Source organism: Rhodococcus sp. ARC_M5, from assembly GCF_022810405.1.
Classification (GTDB): Bacteria; Actinomycetota; Actinomycetes; order Mycobacteriales; family Mycobacteriaceae; genus Rhodococcoides; species Rhodococcoides navarretei.
Map to the genome: position 1 here is coordinate 1 of NZ_JALGQE010000023.1, position 15,438 is coordinate 15,438.

The following is a 15,438-nucleotide window of genomic DNA, read 5'->3' on the forward strand; positions in this document are numbered from 1 at the left end:
GTGATACGGCCCGCGACGTAGATGCCGAACATCACGCCCAGCCCCCAGGCCCAGGCGATCGAATCGTGGTCTCCGAGACTCCCCGATTCACCGCCCGAGACCACCTGCGCGACGACGCCGACGCCGAACAGAATGAGAATCATGGTTCCGGCGAACTCGGCAGCCATGTGCGCCGGCAGTCCCCATTCCGGTTCCTTACGAGCCATTGTGTAGCCTCCGCAAAGTTGGTGATGCACGCCACAGTGCGTGCTGTTTGCCACGGTAGACGGCCTGCACTGCGTTGCACAGCTGGTGCACATATGTGCAAATCGGTCGTACACTGGTGCCGGTGACGGAACCGCCCATCGACCCCGAATCGGATCCCAGGACCGGCCATGCCACCCAGGCGGCGCGTCTGTACTACTTCCAGGACTTGACGATGGCGGCGATCGGCCGTGAGCTGGGCGTATCTCGTTCGACCGTCTCACGACTCATCACCTTCGCCCGGGCATCCGGCCTCGTGGAGATCAAGATCTCCACACCACTCGGCCAGGCACCGCGAATCGAGCGTGCGTTCGCCGATCTGTACGACATTCGTGCACACGTCGTCCCCGTCTCGGAAACCGTCGACGAATTGCAGCGCCTCGATCGGGTAGCCACGTTCGCCGGCCGATTGCTGACGTCGTTCTTCGAGTCCGACATGGTGATGGGAGTCGCCTGGGGAACCACCGTCAGCGCCGTCAGTCGCAAGCTCGCACCCAAACGAACCCACAACTCGACCGTCGTGCAACTCAACGGCGCAGCCAACACCCGCACCACGGGAGTCTCTTACGCCACCGACATCATCAGAACATTTGCCGACGCGTACGGCGCTGTGGCGCAGGGGTTTCCGGTACCCGCATTCTTCGACTACCCCGAAACCCGCCGACACCTGTGGCGTGAACGCAGCATCAAACGAGTCCTCGAACTTCAGGATCGGATGAACCTCGCCGTGTTCAGCATCGGCGTCATGAGCAGTGCCGTTCCGAGTCACGTCTACAGCGCCGGCTACCTCGAGCGCGAGGATCGAGCCGAGCTCCAGCGCGACGGCGTCGTCGGCGACATCGCCACCGTGTTCCTGCGATCCGACGGTAGCCACGACCGAATTGCGTTGAACGACAGATCGAGTGGACCGAGCCTGGATCGACTCAAGGTGGTTCCGCGGCGGGTGTGCATCGTCGCTGGAGCGTCCAAGCTCGATGCCCTCACCGCCGCCCTGCGCGGCGGATTGATCACCGACCTCGTCATCGACGACATCAGCGCGGCGCAGTTGATTCTGCGCTCGCGTGGCTGACGGCCTATGGCTCACATCACATTTGTGACGAAGTGCTAAGTCCATCTCACAAGCCGACTTTCGGTAGTAAGTGTTACGTCGTGTAGCACTAAGGTTCGCGACATGGCTGTTGTTGTCGTTGCGACGTATCCATGACCGGCTCCCCCTCGCCGGTCCAGAACCGACTCCTCGGACTCGCTCTCGTCGTACTCATCGTCGTATTCGTCGGGTGGAGTGTCACCTCGTACAACAAGACGTTCAAGGACGTCGTGACGGTCTCCCTCGAGACCGACAGCGTCGGCAACGCTCTTCCCCGCAATGCGGACGTCAAAGTTCGCGGCATGATCGTCGGCGAAGTCCGATCGGCATCGACAGCCGGTCGCGTCGTCACCTCGGAGTTGGCAATCGAACCGGACATGGCGGAGATGATCCCGTCGAACGCCACCGCGCGGTTGCTGCCCAAGACGCTGTTCGGCGAACGATACGTCGCGTTGGTTCTGCCGGACGGCAAGCCTGCGTCGCCGATCACCGAGGGGACCGTGCTGAAGCAGGATCGCAGCGGCAACGCCATCGAGGTAGGACAACTGCTCGACGGCCTGTTGCCTCTGCTCCAGGCCGTGCCGCCGCAGGACCTGTCCAACACGCTCGGTGCGCTGGCGCAAGGACTGAGCGGTCGCGGCGAGGAGCTCGGCCTGACGATCGACCGCCTGGAGAACATCTTCGCCGGGCTCAACACAGAGCTGCCGGCAATTCAGGAGGACCTGCGTGGTCTGGCCGACTTCTCGCAGACCTACGCCGATGCCGCCCCCGAGTTGATCAACGCACTGGACAATCTGCGGACCACGGGCAATACCGTCGTCGAGAAGCGCCCGGCCCTCGAGACGCTCTACGCGTCGTTGACATCCGCCTCCACCACCACCGCCGACTTCCTCGACGCCAACTCCGCGGACATCATCGGACTGGCCGCGAATTCACGCGAGGCCCTCGAGGTGTTCGCCGAATTCTCGCCTGCCCTCGGTTGCACCGTCTCACAGTTCGCCGAGGGTGCCAGACGCGGCAAGATCCTGCTCGGCGACGGTGACGAGTATCCCGGCATCAACGTCTCGATGCCGTTCGTCAACCCGAAGGGCCGGTATCTGCCCAACCAGGACGAGCCGCGATTGTTCGAGCAGGACCGCGGGCCCACCTGTTACACCTCCCTCGACCGCTCGACGGGCGAATACTTCCCGCAGTACCCGGGCAGCTCCCCCAACGACGGTTCGTACCAGGTGCCGTCGAGAAACCCCGGTGAACAGGACATTCCGTCACTTCCGGTTCCGCAGCTCTCCCCCGTGCCCGCCTCCTACGCCGGCTCGATCACCGAGCAGCAGACCCTGGCCGTCCTCTACGGCGGGGCCACGGGGATCGAGCCCGACGCAGTGCCGTCCTGGACCACGACGGTCGGCGCTCCCGCACTCAGAGGAACGCAGGTCACGTTCGAGTAGGACCTACTGATTGAATGGTCCGCATGCCCCGTCGACGAGCGCGGCGGGTAACGATTCAGGAGCACACATGCCAGCCGATACGAACACCGCCGGATTTTCCATCCAGTCCAGCAACGACGGCCGCGCGGCCGTCGTCGCGGTCGCCGGTGAACTCGACGTCACCACGGCCCCCGCATTGTCGACCGCGATCGACGCACAGATCGCCACCACGCCTACTGCACTGATCGTCGACCTGAGCAAGGTCTCGTTCTTGGCCTCGGCTGCCATGACCGTGCTGGCAACGACGCAGAAGGACCACGGGGACACCGTCGCCTTTTCGGTGGTCGCCGATGGGCCGACCACCAGCCGCCCGATCAAACTGATGGGCCTCGATCAGGAATTCGCGCTGCACGCAGATCTGGCGTCAGCCCTCGCCGCTCTCGACTGACGACACTCCCAGCGCCATCACTGCTGCGTCGTCGGCCAATCCGTCGCCGAAGCTGTTCAGCAGGACCCGTAGATCCTCGACGATGCCCGCCGGTGCCGCCGGGGCATGGGCGGTCGCGAACTCCAGCAGCGCACCCTCGTCGTCGTATCGACCTGTGCTCACCCGTGCCTCGGTGAGGCCGTCGGTGTAGAGCAGCAGGGTGTCGCCTGCGCTCAATGTCACGGTGGCAGGCACGAACCGCGCATGACGCAGGATTCCGACGAGTTGCCCACCCGTCATGTGGACGTAGTGTGCGCTGCCGTCGGCGCGCATCACCAGCGGAGGCGGATGACCGCCGCTGGCCATGCACACCTCGAATCCCTCGGCCGAACGACTGAGCACGCCGAACACCGCTGTGCAGAACTGCGCGTCGTTCTCGCGGAACTCCTGCCGCAGGACCGAATCCAGATTGTGCAGAACAGCGACCGGGTCGTGGTCGTACACCGCGGCCGCGCGCAGGGTGTACCGCGTCAACGACGTCACCGCTGCGGCCGACGCACCCTTGCCGCAGACGTCGCCGAGGAAGAATCCCCAGCGGTCGTCCGACAGCGGGAACAGATCGTAGAAATCTCCACCCACCTCGTCGCTCGATGCCGCGTGATAGTGCGCGGCTGCGGTCATTCCCGACGGCGGCAGCAGCGCAGGCGGCAGCAACGACCGCTGCAGTGTCTTCGCCAGCAGCTCCGCTCGCGTTCGGGACTCGAGCAACTCGCGTTCGTAGGTGCGCCGGTCCCTGGCGTCGAGCGCGGTGATGCGAATCAGTACCGGCGTGCCGGACCCGTCGGTCTTGACGTTCGCGGTCATGAACACCGGCAACCGACGACGATCCGACGTCACGAAATCGAGCGCGATGCCGTCGAGCTGTCCTGACATACGCAGAATCGGACCGAAATGGGTCTCGTAGTGGATCCGGCCACCGGCGGTGAGAAGGTGGGTGAAGTCGGTCCCGATCAAGGCGTCGACGTCGAAGCCGAGCCAATTCGCCAGCGTCGAGTTCAGTCTCACGATCCGCATGTCCGGAAGAACCGACAGATAGCCGCAGGGTGCGTTCTCGTACAGGTCCTCGATGTCGAGGTCGTTGATCACGACGATCTCACGAAGGTCGCAATCGCCTCGGCGGTCTGCTCGGGTTCGGTGACGTGCGGGCAGTGCCCGCTGGCGTCGAGGGTCTTCAGGGTGCTGCCGGCGATGTGTTCGTGAACGTATCTGCCGACCTGAGGCGGTGCCAGCGAATCCCGCGCACAGTCGACGATCATCGTGGGCAGGGCAACCCCGGCCAGATCAGCGCGATTGTCGGACAGGAAGGTGGTGCGGGCGAACACCCGTGCGCACTCGGGATCGGTTCGGCAGAAGCTCGCTGTCCACATGTTCTCGAGATCGGGGCGATCCGGCGCATTCACCACGATCGGTGCCATCGATGCGGACCAGCCCAGGTAATTGCTGTCCAACGACTCGAGCAGCTCGTCGATGTCCTCACGGCTGAACCCACCGCGGTAGTCACCGTCGTCGATGTACCGAGGGGACGGTGTCAGCAGAAAGAGCTTGTCGAACCGCTCGGGGGCCGCCTGGACCGCGAGAACACCCATCATCGACGCCACCGAGTGACCCACGAACGTCACATCGTGAAGATCGAGTTCCCGGACAATATCGACGATGTCGTCGACGTAGGCCTCCAGCGGCGCGTACTTGTCGGCATCCCACGCAGAGGGGTCCGACGCGCCGGACCCGACGTGATCGAAGAGCACGACCCTGAAAACCGGAGCCAGGATATCGGTCACCGAACGCCACAGCGTCTGGTCACACCCGAACCCGTGAGCCAGCATCACCACGGGCCCGTCGACTGCCCCGACGACCCTCACGTTGTTCCTGATACGCGCACTCACCCGGACAGTGTGTCATCTGCCTCCGACGCCGGGGAGTGAGACTGCTCCGACGGGGTATGGCCTCATGTCTACAGAAACGAGAATTACATGCGAGTGCTGGTCACCGGCGCAACCGGATACATAGGGTCTCGGCTGATCCCGGTCCTCCTCGAACAGGGTCACGACGTGCACGCCGCCATGCGCGATCCGAGCAAGAAGTCACGCTTCGCCTGGGGCGCTCACGTCACCGCGGTGCACTTCGACCTCGACGATCACGAGACCTTCGACACTGCGACCGAGAATGTGGACGCCGTCGTCTACCTGGTGCATTCGATGGACGAAGGCGACTTCGTCGAGAAGGATCGACACGCCGCGCAGTCGATGGCCGCCGCCGCGGAGCGCAACGGCCTGCGCCGGATCGTCTACCTCTCCGGCCTGATCCCCGACGACGGAACCCCGCTGTCCGATCATCTGCGCTCTCGCCTGCAGGTCGAGGAGACGTTCCTCGACAGCTCGGTCGACGCCACCGTGCTGCGGGCGGCGATCATCCTCGGCTCGGGATCGACCTCGTTCGAGCTGGTGCGACGGATGACCGAGCGTCTGCCGCTCACGCCCATCCCGACGTGGATGCGCAGGCAGGTGCAGCCCATCGCCGTCGTCGATGTGGTCGCCATCATCGCTCGTGCTCTCGGCGACACCGCGCGTCCGGGTTCGTTCGACATCGGCGGCACCGAGACGATGAGCTATCCGGAACTGTTGCAGGCGTACGGCAGCGTTGCGGGCCTGCGCCGCGCCCAGATTCCGGTTCCGCTGTTGCCGACCGGATTGGTGGGCCGCGCCGTCGCAACCATCACCGGCATGCCTCCGGGCACGGTGATCTCGTTGGTGGACAGCCTCACTCACGACATGGTGGTGCGTCGAGGCAACGCCGCGACGGAGGTGTTCACCGAGCCCGATACGACGCTGATGAGCGTCCGAGAGGCCTTGCAGCGTTCCATCACCGTGGTGGCCGAGGAGGGCACCGACGCCCACGCCGATCCCCAGGCTGCCGCCGACACCGATCCCGAATGGGCCGGCGGAGTCGTCGACATCGTCGACGGCCATGTGCGGCAACGGCCGTCGGGAATTCTGGGCAAGGTTCAACTGGGAGCGACCCGCTAGTCGAGAGTGTCGTAGCGATCCACCCAGGGCGCTGCACGTTCGATCTGGCCGGCCAGTTGGACGAGCAGCGCCTCGCCGCCGAGCGGCGCGGTGAAGTGCGCGCCCATCGGTAGGCCTTCGGGGGTCCAGTGGACGGGCAGAGAGAGCGCGGGACGGCCGGTGACGTTGGCCAACTGGGTGTACGGAATCCACGAGATGTTGTCGTCGATCATCTGATCGACGATGCCGGTGTGCCGAAGCAAGCCGGCAGTTCTACTGCGCAACAACAAGTCCGACGCCATTTGCAGCGGCTTCGCGAGGTCGAACGCACCGATCTTCGGCGGTAGCTCGGCCAGGGTGGGCGTCAGCAGCAGATCGTACGTCTCGAAGTATGTCGCCAGCGCCCGAACGTGTACGTGGCGGCCTTCCACCGCGTCGAGATAGTCGATGCCACTGGCAGCTCTGCCCAGAGCCGCCATGATTCGGGTGTCACGCTCGAATGCGTCGTCGCTGCAACCGGTTCTGCGTTTGACCTCGTCCATCTCCCACGCCAGGTAGGTGAACCAGGCCAACAGGAATTCGCGATTGAGGCTCTTGTCGTCGTACGGCGGGGCGTCGAGAAGTTCGACGGTGTGGCCGAGGTCGGTCAGCGTCTTCGCCGCCGATTCCATCGCTGCGACGGCCTGCGGGTGGGGCGACGGATTGACCGATGTCACTGCATACATGCCGATACGCAACGGCTTCGGATCCTTGTCCACTCGAGACAGGAACGTTCCGTCCGGACGCGCGGGCAAGTAGCCGGACGACGCCTCGCCGCCCGCCAGCACGTCGAGCATCGCTGCGGTATCGCGCACCGATCGCGACACTACGCCCTGCACCGCTGCCCCGTGCATCGGCTCACCGAAGGTCGGTCCCGACGGCACCAGTCCGCGTCCCGGCTTGAGCCCGACCAGTCCGCAGCACGCCGCCGGAATCCGAATGGATCCACCGCCGTCGTTCGCCCCGGCCACGGGAACGATGCCGGACGCGACCGCTGCGGCCGACCCACCCGACGAGCCACCGGGAGTCCTGCTGCAATCCCACGGGTTTCGAGTCGCACCGTGCACAGCAGGTTCGGTGATTCCCTTCGCCCCGAATTCCGGGGTGTTGGTCTTGCCGAAAATCACCAGGCCGGCATCGAGCCAGCGCTGCACCACCGTGGAGTGCTCCGGCATCGCCAGATCCGTCAACGAACGCGATCCACTCGATGTGGGCAGGCCTGCATAGTCCTGCGACAGGTCCTTGATCAGGAACGGCACACCGGCAAAGGGTCCCTGCAGCGGCCGCGTCAGCTGCTCGTCTGCCTGCTTCGACATCACCCGCACCACCGAATTGAGCCGCGGGTCGATCGACTTGACCTGTCCCAGTGCACAATCGAGCAAGTCGCGCGGTGTCACCTCACGATTGGCAACCAACTCGGCCAGGCCAAGACCGTCGTACTTCCGATACTCGTCGATGCGCATGACAGCAGCTTAGTGCGACGTCCGTCACAGCCGACGCATTCCGGCCGGCACCGATGGTCGTTCGGTCGACTCCGTGTCGCACGGGATGTCAGGGAAGAAGTCGTGCGTGGGCCGTTTCGGGAATTCGCCACAACACGATCGCCCCGACGACGTTGAGGACTACGAGGTAGACCGGAAAGAGCTCGGTTGCCCCGGCACTGTGCAGCCACGTTCCGATCAGAGGGACCGTGCCACCGAAGATCGCTGTTGCGAACGACATTGCCGTGCCGGTCGCAAGCACCCGGACGTGACTGGGAAACATCTCACCGACCATGGCACCGCTGATCGACATGACAATCGCGGTCAGCGCGAGACCTGCGCACTGAACGAGCAGGGTATCGAGTGCATTCGAGGAGATCAGGAGGAACAGGGGAACGGTCAGCACACTGTTGCCGAGTGCGAATGTCAGGAGCATCGGACGTCGTCCGATGCGGTCGGACAGTCGCCCCAGCGGGACCTGGAGAAGCCCGTAGAAGACGAAAGCGATGGTCGATATCAGCACGGCGCTTTCCTTGTCCAGACCCGCGGTCACCACCGCCCATGTGGGGACGAAGCTGCCCCATGCGTAGAACATTGCGCCCGTCAGGGCAGCGATGGCGAATGCTCTCCAGAACGCACCGCGGTGGTCGGTGAACAACTCGGCGAAACTCCCGCGATTCATCCGCGCCACTCGCTCCACCTCGCCGGAATCGGTCGCCGCCGCCAGCGTTTCCTGAGCCCGTCGGCGTATCCACCAGGCCACGACCGCACCGGCTGCTCCGATCAGAAACGGTACGCGCCAGGCCCACTCGCTCATGTTCTCCGTACCGACGAGGTGAACCAGGCCGGTGATGATGCCCAAGCACAGAACCTTGCCCGCGCTGGAGGTGACATTGGTGAAACTGGTGAATGTCCCGCGGCGATCGTCGGGGGCGGATTCCATCAAGAATGCGCTCGCCGTGGCCAATTCGCCACCGGTCGAGAATCCCTGAACGAGACGGGCGATCACCAGAACGATCGGTGCCAGCACACCGACCTGATAGAAGGTCGGCGAGAGCCCGATGATCAGGCTCCCGATTCCCATCATCGCGACGGACAGACTCAGCGCAGCTTTGCGGCCGCGCCGGTCCGCGACCTTCCCCAGCACGATCCCGCCGACCGGCCGCGCCAGAAAGCCGACGGCGAAGACGGCGAAGGTGCTGAGCAAGGGGACGAGCGAGGACTCACCACCGGGGAAGAACTGGTGGGCGAAGTAGATCGCCAGGAACGAGTAAGCACTCCAATCGAAGTACTCGATCAGATGACCGACTCCGCCGGTGATCAGCTGACGGCGCCGATCGATCGTTGGATGCACTCCGTCCGACGCGGTGGATGTGGTCATGACGAAGCCTCCGTGGATCTGTGTCTGCGGGAATCGAGTTCTGCGGCGTTCGCGTTCGCGCGTCGATCGTCAACCCGCATTCCTGGTCGGCATGGACGGTAGGAGTGTAGAACGGCTACCCGACGCCTGTTTGTTCGACGCAATCAGACCGCTCGCTGCCTGAACCGGGATTCGCTCGACGCGCCCACCCGTCCTCGCAACGATCAATGCCTCGAATTCGACCCGGGTAGGGGTCGCAGTGCTCCGATCACGATCAACGAGCCCGCCAGGAGTGCGGCGACGACGAGCAACGCCCGAAGTACGTCGCCGTGCCCGCCGAGGAAGCCGATGAGGGGCGGGCCTCCCAGGAAAGCGAAGTATCCGATGGAGGCGACCACACTCACGCGGGCGGCTGCGGCTGCCGGTTCGTCGGCGGCAGCACTCATGGCAACCGGGAATCCGAGAGAGACGCCCGCTCCCCACAGAAAGGCACCCACGAAGGCCAGCGGCACAACAGGACTCAGGACGAACAGCAGCACCCCCACGACCGATACCCCGGCCAAGCCGCGAAGAACGACGACACGACCGTATCGATCGAGCAACCCGTTACCGAACCACCGCACAGCGGTCATGGCCACCAGAAACGTGGTGAACGCGAGGGTTCCAGCCACGGCCGACGCGTCGTAACCGTCGATCAATGCGATGTTGAGCCAATCGTTTCCGCTGCCCTCGGCGAACGCGAACGACAACGCCACGACACCGATCAACAGGGTGCGCGGCTCCTTCCACCGAGCAAGGGCGTGCGGCCGCGTGGTGTCGGGGGTCGGCGTTTCGGGTTCGGCATCGGATTCGTTCAGGAAATGGCGAACTCCCAACGGAATGGCTGCGACGATGACGACTGCGACCGTCAGCAGGTGCACCGTGACCGAGATGTTCAGCGCCACCATCGCAGTGCCGATCAGGGCTCCGGCCACAGTGCCGGCGCTGAAACCCGCGTGGAACCGCGGCATGATCGAGCGTCCGAGACGACGTTCGGCCACCGCACCGTGCACGTTCATGGCGACATCCCATGCACCGTTGGCGAATCCGAGCACGAACAGTCCGATGAGCAACGGCACTACACCCACCAGATAGCCGCTGGCGATGATCGTCAGACCGACCGCAAGAACGAGGGACATCACGGTGACCGTGAGCCGAGACCCGAAGCGGTTGATGATGATTCCGGACATCGGCAGCGCGAGCAGGGATCCGACTGCGATGGCGAGCAACACGATCCCGAGCTGAGATGAGGTGAGTTCCAGGCGATCGCGCACCTGCGGGATCCGAGAAGCCCAACTGGCGAAGGCGAAGCCGGCCCCGATGAACGCGATATAGGTCGCCCGCACCGCCACGGCCGTGCGCGCCGAGGCGGCGTCGATATCAGACACTGTGAATTACCCTGTTCTCTCGCTGTTCCGCAAGGGTAACGAACGACAGGGTCGATGCCGCGACGGCCGACTCAGAATCCGATGGGCAGTCCCGCGTAGTTCTCCGCCAGTCCCCTGGCACCTGCTTCGCTCGACGCCACCCATTTCAGTTGCGAGAGTTGCAACTGCGCGTCGAACGGATCGTCTCCGGTGTGCAGCATCGTGGTCATCCACCAGGAGAAGTGGGTGCAGCGCCAGACGCGTCGGAGGGCGTCGTCACTGTAGGTATCGGCGGCGCGAGAGTCGTTCTTGCCCAGCAACGACGTCAGAGCCGGTGCCAACAGGGCCACATCGGCCACGGCAAGATTGAGGCCCTTTGCACCCGTAGGCGGAACGATGTGCGCTGCGTCGCCGGCCAGGAACAGGTTGCCGTATCGCATCGGTGTCTGCACATAACTGCGCATCGGCAGGACGCTCTTCTCGGTGATCGGCCCCGGCGTCAGCTCCCAACCGTCCTGACCGTGACCGAGTCTGCGTGCCAACGCATCCCAGATCCGTTCGTCGGACCACGTGGCGATGTCGGTGCCGTTCGGAACCTGCAGATACAGCCGGCTGACCGTCGACGATCGCATCGAGTGCATCGCGAATCCATCCTGATGCCAGGCGTAGATGAGCTCGTCGGTCGAGGGTGCCACATCCGCGAGCACCCCCAGCCACGAATACGGATACGTTCGCTCCCATGTACTTCGGACCGAATCCGGCATCGCGGCGCGGCTCGGGCCGAAGGAACCGTCGCACCCGGCAACCACGTTCGCGTCGATCCGCATCGAGGTGCCCGAGGCATCGGTGAACGTGACGTACGGGGCGTCGGACTCGACGTCGTGCAACGCGGTGTCGGAGACGTCGTAGTAGATCTGTTGGCCCGCTTTCTCCCGGGCCGCCACGAGATCCTTGGTCACCTCGGTCTGCCCGTACACCCACACGCTTCGATCCACCAGGTCACGAAAGTCGATGTGGTGCCGCTCTTCCGGCCACTGCAGGTAGATTCCGCGATGCTCGTGACCTTCGCGATGCAACCGCTCGCCGAGGCCGTGGTCGTCGAGCAACTGGACCGTCGAGTGTTCGAGGATGCCCGCGCGGATTCGAGACAGGACGTACTCCTGGGTGCGCGACTCGATCAGGATGGAGTCGATTCCCTGTTCCGCGAGCAGATGGGAGAGCAGCAGACCCGCGGGCCCTGCACCGATGATGGCGACCTGTGTACGCATGCATCGAGTACACAGCGCGTCGATGCCGCGAACAAGACAGAACTTCCACTCAGTGGAAATACCGCAGTCACTCGCGCAGGCTTCGCTGGACCCCTCGGGCTGCAACCTGCAGAGCTGCAACCAATCTGGCTCGATCACGACCGATACTCGGCACCACGATGCCCAGCGCAGCCACCACACTCTCGTCCTCGCCTCGAACCGGCACGGCCACCGAACACGCCCCGAGCGTCATTTCCTCCACCGTCTGCGCGTACCCCTCACGATGCACGCGACGTAATTCACCGTCCAACGTTCCCGGATGAGTCACCGTGTACGGGGTGATGCGGGCCAGGTTCCTCAGCACGCGATCGTGCACCTCGCGCGGGGCGTAGGCCAACAACACCTTGCCGACTCCGGTCGCATACAGGGGCAGGCGAGCTCCGACCCGGCTGACCGCAGGAACCGACGCGTGTCCGGCCAACCTGTCGAGGTAGAGCACCTCGTCGCCGTCGCGAATGGCCAAGTGCACCGTGGCGAGCGTCGCGCCGTAGATGTCGTGCAGAAACGGCGAGGCGACCTCTCGCAGATCGGCTTGATCCGGTGCCAGCAAGCCCAACTTCCACAGTCGCCTCCCCACCACGTAGCGGCCGTCGTCGCCGCGGACGAGCGCGCCCCAGTCGACAAGTTCACGCACCAGACGATGCGCGGTGGCAGCGGGCAGGTCGGCACCGTCCGCCAGCTCCGTCAGCGTGAGCGCAGGGGTCTTCTCGTCGAACGCCGCAAGCAGAGCCAACAGTCGCGAGGCCACCGATGCCCCGGGATCCCGCGTATTGCCTGCCACCTGCACGACGATAGCCCCCGGCGAACTCGAAGTTAGGGATGAATCCGGACGCAAATCCATCCCTAACTTCGAGTTCGGCACGCAGCTGCTCGAGTGCAACTGTCAGTTACGGTGGTCCCCACTGACGAGCAGCGGCACGATGTTGCGGTGTGCAAACGCAAGCAGATCGTCGTACGAATCGAGCGGGGCAGCGGCCGTCGGCGTCAACAGAATCGAATGAACAACGCGTACTACGATTTCCGGCGCGTCGGGCACCGCGAACGTATCTGATTGCAGTTCACCCCTTGCGATGTGCGCGGCAGCGTCGATCGCAGGCCCCAGCAAGGCCGACGCATTCGTGGTCAACTGCTCGAGCACCAACGAACTCTCGGAATCGAACATCGTGAGCAGCACCGGATTGGTGCGCACCGAGTCGATGGTCGTGGCGAATCCGTGCGCCGCCCGATCCGCCCGTGACGTCTGCTCCGCGGCCGCAGCCGTCACCGCCACCAACAGTCGCGACGACTCCCGCGCCATGACGGCCCGGACCAAGTCGTCCTTGGATCCGATCCGACGATAGACGGTCACCCGGTTGATCCTGGCGCGCTTGGCGACGTCGCCGATGGTGGTCCGAGGAATTCCGACCTCACCGAACAGCTCCAAGGCGGCATCGAGAATCGGGCCGTCGTCACCGTCAGGATGCATCGCTCGATCCTAACGGTCGACCGACTCGAGCTGAATGCAACATTGCAACACTTTGTGTTGCTATGTAGCATCGAGTTCGGCATCGGGAAGAAACGGGGTTCGAAATGTCACGAAACAAGACGGTCGACTCGAACGGGCGCTACACGGACGAGTCCTACGCGATAGTGGCGCGCGCGGTGACATTCGACTGGTCCGGCGTTCCACTGCAATACATCCCTCACGAGTGGTACGCCACGCACTTCTGGAACGTGATGCACCTGGTCCTGCCCGAGGGGGAACGCGCGATGGCAGATGTGTTCGCCCGCGCCCTGCCGTTCATCGACGACCGGCGACTGCACGAGGAAGTCGTCGGATTCGTCGGCCAGGAAGCAACGCACGCGTCCTCCCACGAGAGCTTCCGCAATTACCTCGTCGCGCACGGAGTGGACATCGAACCGATTCTGCAGCGCATTCGCTTCGCCGTGAGTGTGGTGTTCGGCGACCACGGACTCACCGGCCGCGCCGGAAAAGCATGGCTGAACGAGCGCCTCGGAATCTATGCAGCGGCAGAGCACTTCACTGCCGTGGTGGGCGAATGGCTGCTCGACAACACACAATTCGACCGCATCGGCGTCGACCCCACGATGCTGGACCTGCTGCGCTGGCACGGCGCGGAGGAGCTCGAGCACCGCAACGTCGCATTCGACGCGTTCCAGTACGTCGACGGGGGTGGATTCCGCCGCGCCCGCACGGCGGTGATAGCCAGCGCGGGGTTGGCCGTGCTGTGGTTCAGCACCGCCGCGTACCTGTACAAGAATTCGGTTGCCACGCCGCGCACCGGCAAGCGCCGAATGCGCACCCCCTGGCCGCTCGCTTTCGCACGCGCATCCCGCAAGAACCTCATCCCCGGTCTGTCGTTCCTGTTCGTACAGCTCGCCCTCTACATCCGTCCGGGCTTCCACCCTTCGAAGATGGGCGACATCGACAAGGCCGTGCAGTATCTGGCAGTGTCCCCCGCGGCCTTGGCGGCCCAGCGGTGACACCTACAGCACCTCCAGTGCACAGCCATCTCCGCGAGATCACCGCGACAGCACCGGGAAAGGGACTGCGGGCCGTCGGTGCCGCGTCCCGCCTCTACGCCGCACTCGTCACCGATTCGTCGATCGTGACGGCCCTGTCCCCTGCGCGGCCCCGGCGACGCGTCGGATACGAATTCGAGACCGTCGTCGACGACACGATCGACGAGGCCGAGGACGTTCGCTCACTGTTGCTGTCTCGCAGAGACGGTGCACCGCTTCCGACGTGGTTGCCCGGTGCGCACATCGACGTCACCACCCCGTCCGGCTCGGTGCGGCAGTACTCGCTCGCCGGTCGCCCCAGCGCAGATGATCGCTACCGCATCAGCGTCCGCAAGATCAACGGCGGCACCGCGTCCACCGAGATTCACACCCTCGCCCGCGGCGATGTTCTCCGCGTTCGCGGACCCCGCAACGCTTTTCCGATGGCCGAGGCCGAGCACTACCTCTTCGTGGCCGCCGGAATCGGCATCACACCCATCCGGGCGATGATCGAACGCGCCGCCCAGGACGGGGCGCGGTGGACGCTGTACTACCACGGTCGCTCTCGGGCGAGTCTGCCGTTCGTCGCCGTGCTGCAGCAGTTGGCACTGACCTCGCGTGGCCAGGTGATCGTCAAGACCGACGATGTAGACGGATTTCCCGTTCCGGCGGACATCGTCGATCTCGGGATGGGCAACTCCGCGATGTACGTCTGCGGGCCTGCGGCACTGTCGAGCAGGCTTCGCGCCGAGGCCCTCTCGAGTACGGCCGTCCGTGAATTCCACACCGAATTGTTCGCGCCCGCAACGGTGGTCGACGGCACGCAGTTCGTGTTGCAGCTCGACCGTTCCGGCGAGACCGTCGAGGTCGGTGCCCAGGAGACCGCTCTCGACGCCCTCCGTCGGTCGAGGCCGGACCAGCCCTATTCCTGCCGCCAGGGCTTCTGCGGAGCGTGCGTGGTCGGTCTCGTCGGCGGACGCGTCGATCACCGCGACCGCGTTCTCGATGCCTCCGAACGCGAGAACTCTCTCACCCTGTGTGTCTCGCGTGGTGCCGTCGACGGCGAAGTTCTCGTCCTCGATCTGTAGAAGGAGCTCGAA

General features: G+C 64.6%; 15 protein-coding genes. 6 read left to right on the forward strand and 9 right to left on the reverse strand.

Annotation, left to right across the window (positions count from 1 at the left end; all coding sequences use genetic code 11):
* The coding region (locus tag MTX34_RS23235; protein ID WP_243610969.1) for an aquaporin at positions 1-206 on the reverse strand (206 nt) is incomplete at its 3' end.
* A gap of 122 nt (positions 207-328) precedes the next feature.
* Between MTX34_RS23235 and MTX34_RS23240 the strand changes: the two genes are divergently transcribed.
* The 3 genes from MTX34_RS23240 to MTX34_RS23250 all read left to right on the forward strand — a co-directional run bounded on the left by MTX34_RS23240 (position 329) and on the right by MTX34_RS23250 (position 3,202).
* The gene (locus MTX34_RS23240; protein WP_243610970.1) at positions 329-1,312 is read left to right on the forward strand and encodes a sugar-binding transcriptional regulator; all 984 of its coding nucleotides are present in this window, start codon (positions 329-331) and stop codon (positions 1,310-1,312) included.
* A 131-nt stretch (positions 1,313-1,443) separates the two neighbouring features.
* On the forward strand, positions 1,444-2,775 hold the full coding sequence (locus MTX34_RS23245) for an MCE family protein (RefSeq protein ID WP_243610971.1): 1,332 nt from the start codon (positions 1,444-1,446) through the stop codon (positions 2,773-2,775).
* Between the two features lie 67 nt (positions 2,776-2,842).
* The gene (locus MTX34_RS23250) at positions 2,843-3,202 is read left to right on the forward strand and encodes an STAS domain-containing protein (protein ID WP_243594376.1); all 360 of its coding nucleotides are present in this window, start codon (positions 2,843-2,845) and stop codon (positions 3,200-3,202) included.
* Here MTX34_RS23250 and MTX34_RS23255 read toward each other — a convergent pair.
* Together MTX34_RS23255 and MTX34_RS23260 are read right to left on the reverse strand one after the other, a co-directional pair.
* Positions 3,179-4,324, reverse strand: coding sequence for a PP2C family protein-serine/threonine phosphatase (locus tag MTX34_RS23255; RefSeq protein WP_374640378.1), 1,146 nt, complete (start codon positions 4,322-4,324; stop codon positions 3,179-3,181). The genes MTX34_RS23250 and MTX34_RS23255 overlap by 24 nt on opposite strands.
* Positions 4,324-5,124 carry an alpha/beta fold hydrolase gene (locus MTX34_RS23260; RefSeq protein WP_121871919.1) on the reverse strand — a complete coding sequence of 267 codons (801 nt, stop codon included), beginning with the start codon at positions 5,122-5,124 and terminating at the stop codon, positions 4,324-4,326. Before MTX34_RS23260 ends, MTX34_RS23255 begins: the two co-directional genes overlap by 1 nt.
* 87 nt (positions 5,125-5,211) lie before the next feature.
* On the opposite strand from MTX34_RS23260, the gene MTX34_RS23265 reads away from it, so the two are divergent.
* On the forward strand, positions 5,212-6,264 hold the full coding sequence (locus MTX34_RS23265) for an NAD(P)H-binding protein (RefSeq protein ID WP_121871918.1): 1,053 nt from the start codon (positions 5,212-5,214) through the stop codon (positions 6,262-6,264).
* Here MTX34_RS23265 and MTX34_RS23270 read toward each other — a convergent pair.
* From MTX34_RS23270 to MTX34_RS23295, 6 genes are all read right to left on the reverse strand, one after another.
* Complete coding sequence (locus MTX34_RS23270; protein ID WP_243610973.1) at positions 6,261-7,745, reverse strand: amidase; 1,485 nt, start codon at positions 7,743-7,745, stop codon at positions 6,261-6,263. The two genes, MTX34_RS23265 and MTX34_RS23270, sit on opposite strands and share 4 nt — an antisense overlap.
* A gap of 88 nt (positions 7,746-7,833) precedes the next feature.
* Positions 7,834-9,144, reverse strand: a complete 1,311-nt coding sequence (locus MTX34_RS23275) for an MFS transporter (RefSeq protein WP_243610974.1) — start codon at positions 9,142-9,144, stop codon at positions 7,834-7,836.
* Between the two features lie 203 nt (positions 9,145-9,347).
* Entirely contained in the window at positions 9,348-10,550 is a 1,203-nt protein-coding gene (locus MTX34_RS23280) for an MFS transporter (RefSeq protein ID WP_243610975.1), read from the reverse strand.
* Between the two features lie 71 nt (positions 10,551-10,621).
* Positions 10,622-11,797 carry a 4-hydroxybenzoate 3-monooxygenase gene (locus tag MTX34_RS23285; RefSeq protein ID WP_243610976.1) on the reverse strand — a complete coding sequence of 392 codons (1,176 nt, stop codon included), beginning with the start codon at positions 11,795-11,797 and terminating at the stop codon, positions 10,622-10,624.
* A 67-nt stretch (positions 11,798-11,864) separates the two neighbouring features.
* Positions 11,865-12,617 (reverse strand): IclR family transcriptional regulator, encoded by a 753-nt coding sequence (locus MTX34_RS23290; protein ID WP_243610977.1) that lies wholly within the window; start codon positions 12,615-12,617, stop codon positions 11,865-11,867.
* 102 nt (positions 12,618-12,719) lie between these two features.
* Positions 12,720-13,301 carry a TetR/AcrR family transcriptional regulator gene (locus tag MTX34_RS23295; protein WP_243594387.1) on the reverse strand — a complete coding sequence of 194 codons (582 nt, stop codon included), beginning with the start codon at positions 13,299-13,301 and terminating at the stop codon, positions 12,720-12,722.
* A gap of 104 nt (positions 13,302-13,405) precedes the next feature.
* On the opposite strand from MTX34_RS23295, the gene MTX34_RS23300 reads away from it, so the two are divergent.
* Positions 13,406-14,320 carry a metal-dependent hydrolase gene (locus tag MTX34_RS23300; RefSeq protein WP_243610978.1) on the forward strand — a complete coding sequence of 305 codons (915 nt, stop codon included), beginning with the start codon at positions 13,406-13,408 and terminating at the stop codon, positions 14,318-14,320.
* A gap of 17 nt (positions 14,321-14,337) precedes the next feature.
* Positions 14,338-15,426: a PDR/VanB family oxidoreductase gene (locus MTX34_RS23305; protein WP_243610979.1), complete on the forward strand. Its 1,089-nt coding sequence runs from the start codon at positions 14,338-14,340 to the stop codon at positions 15,424-15,426.
* The last annotated feature ends 12 nt before the right edge of the window (positions 15,427-15,438 follow it).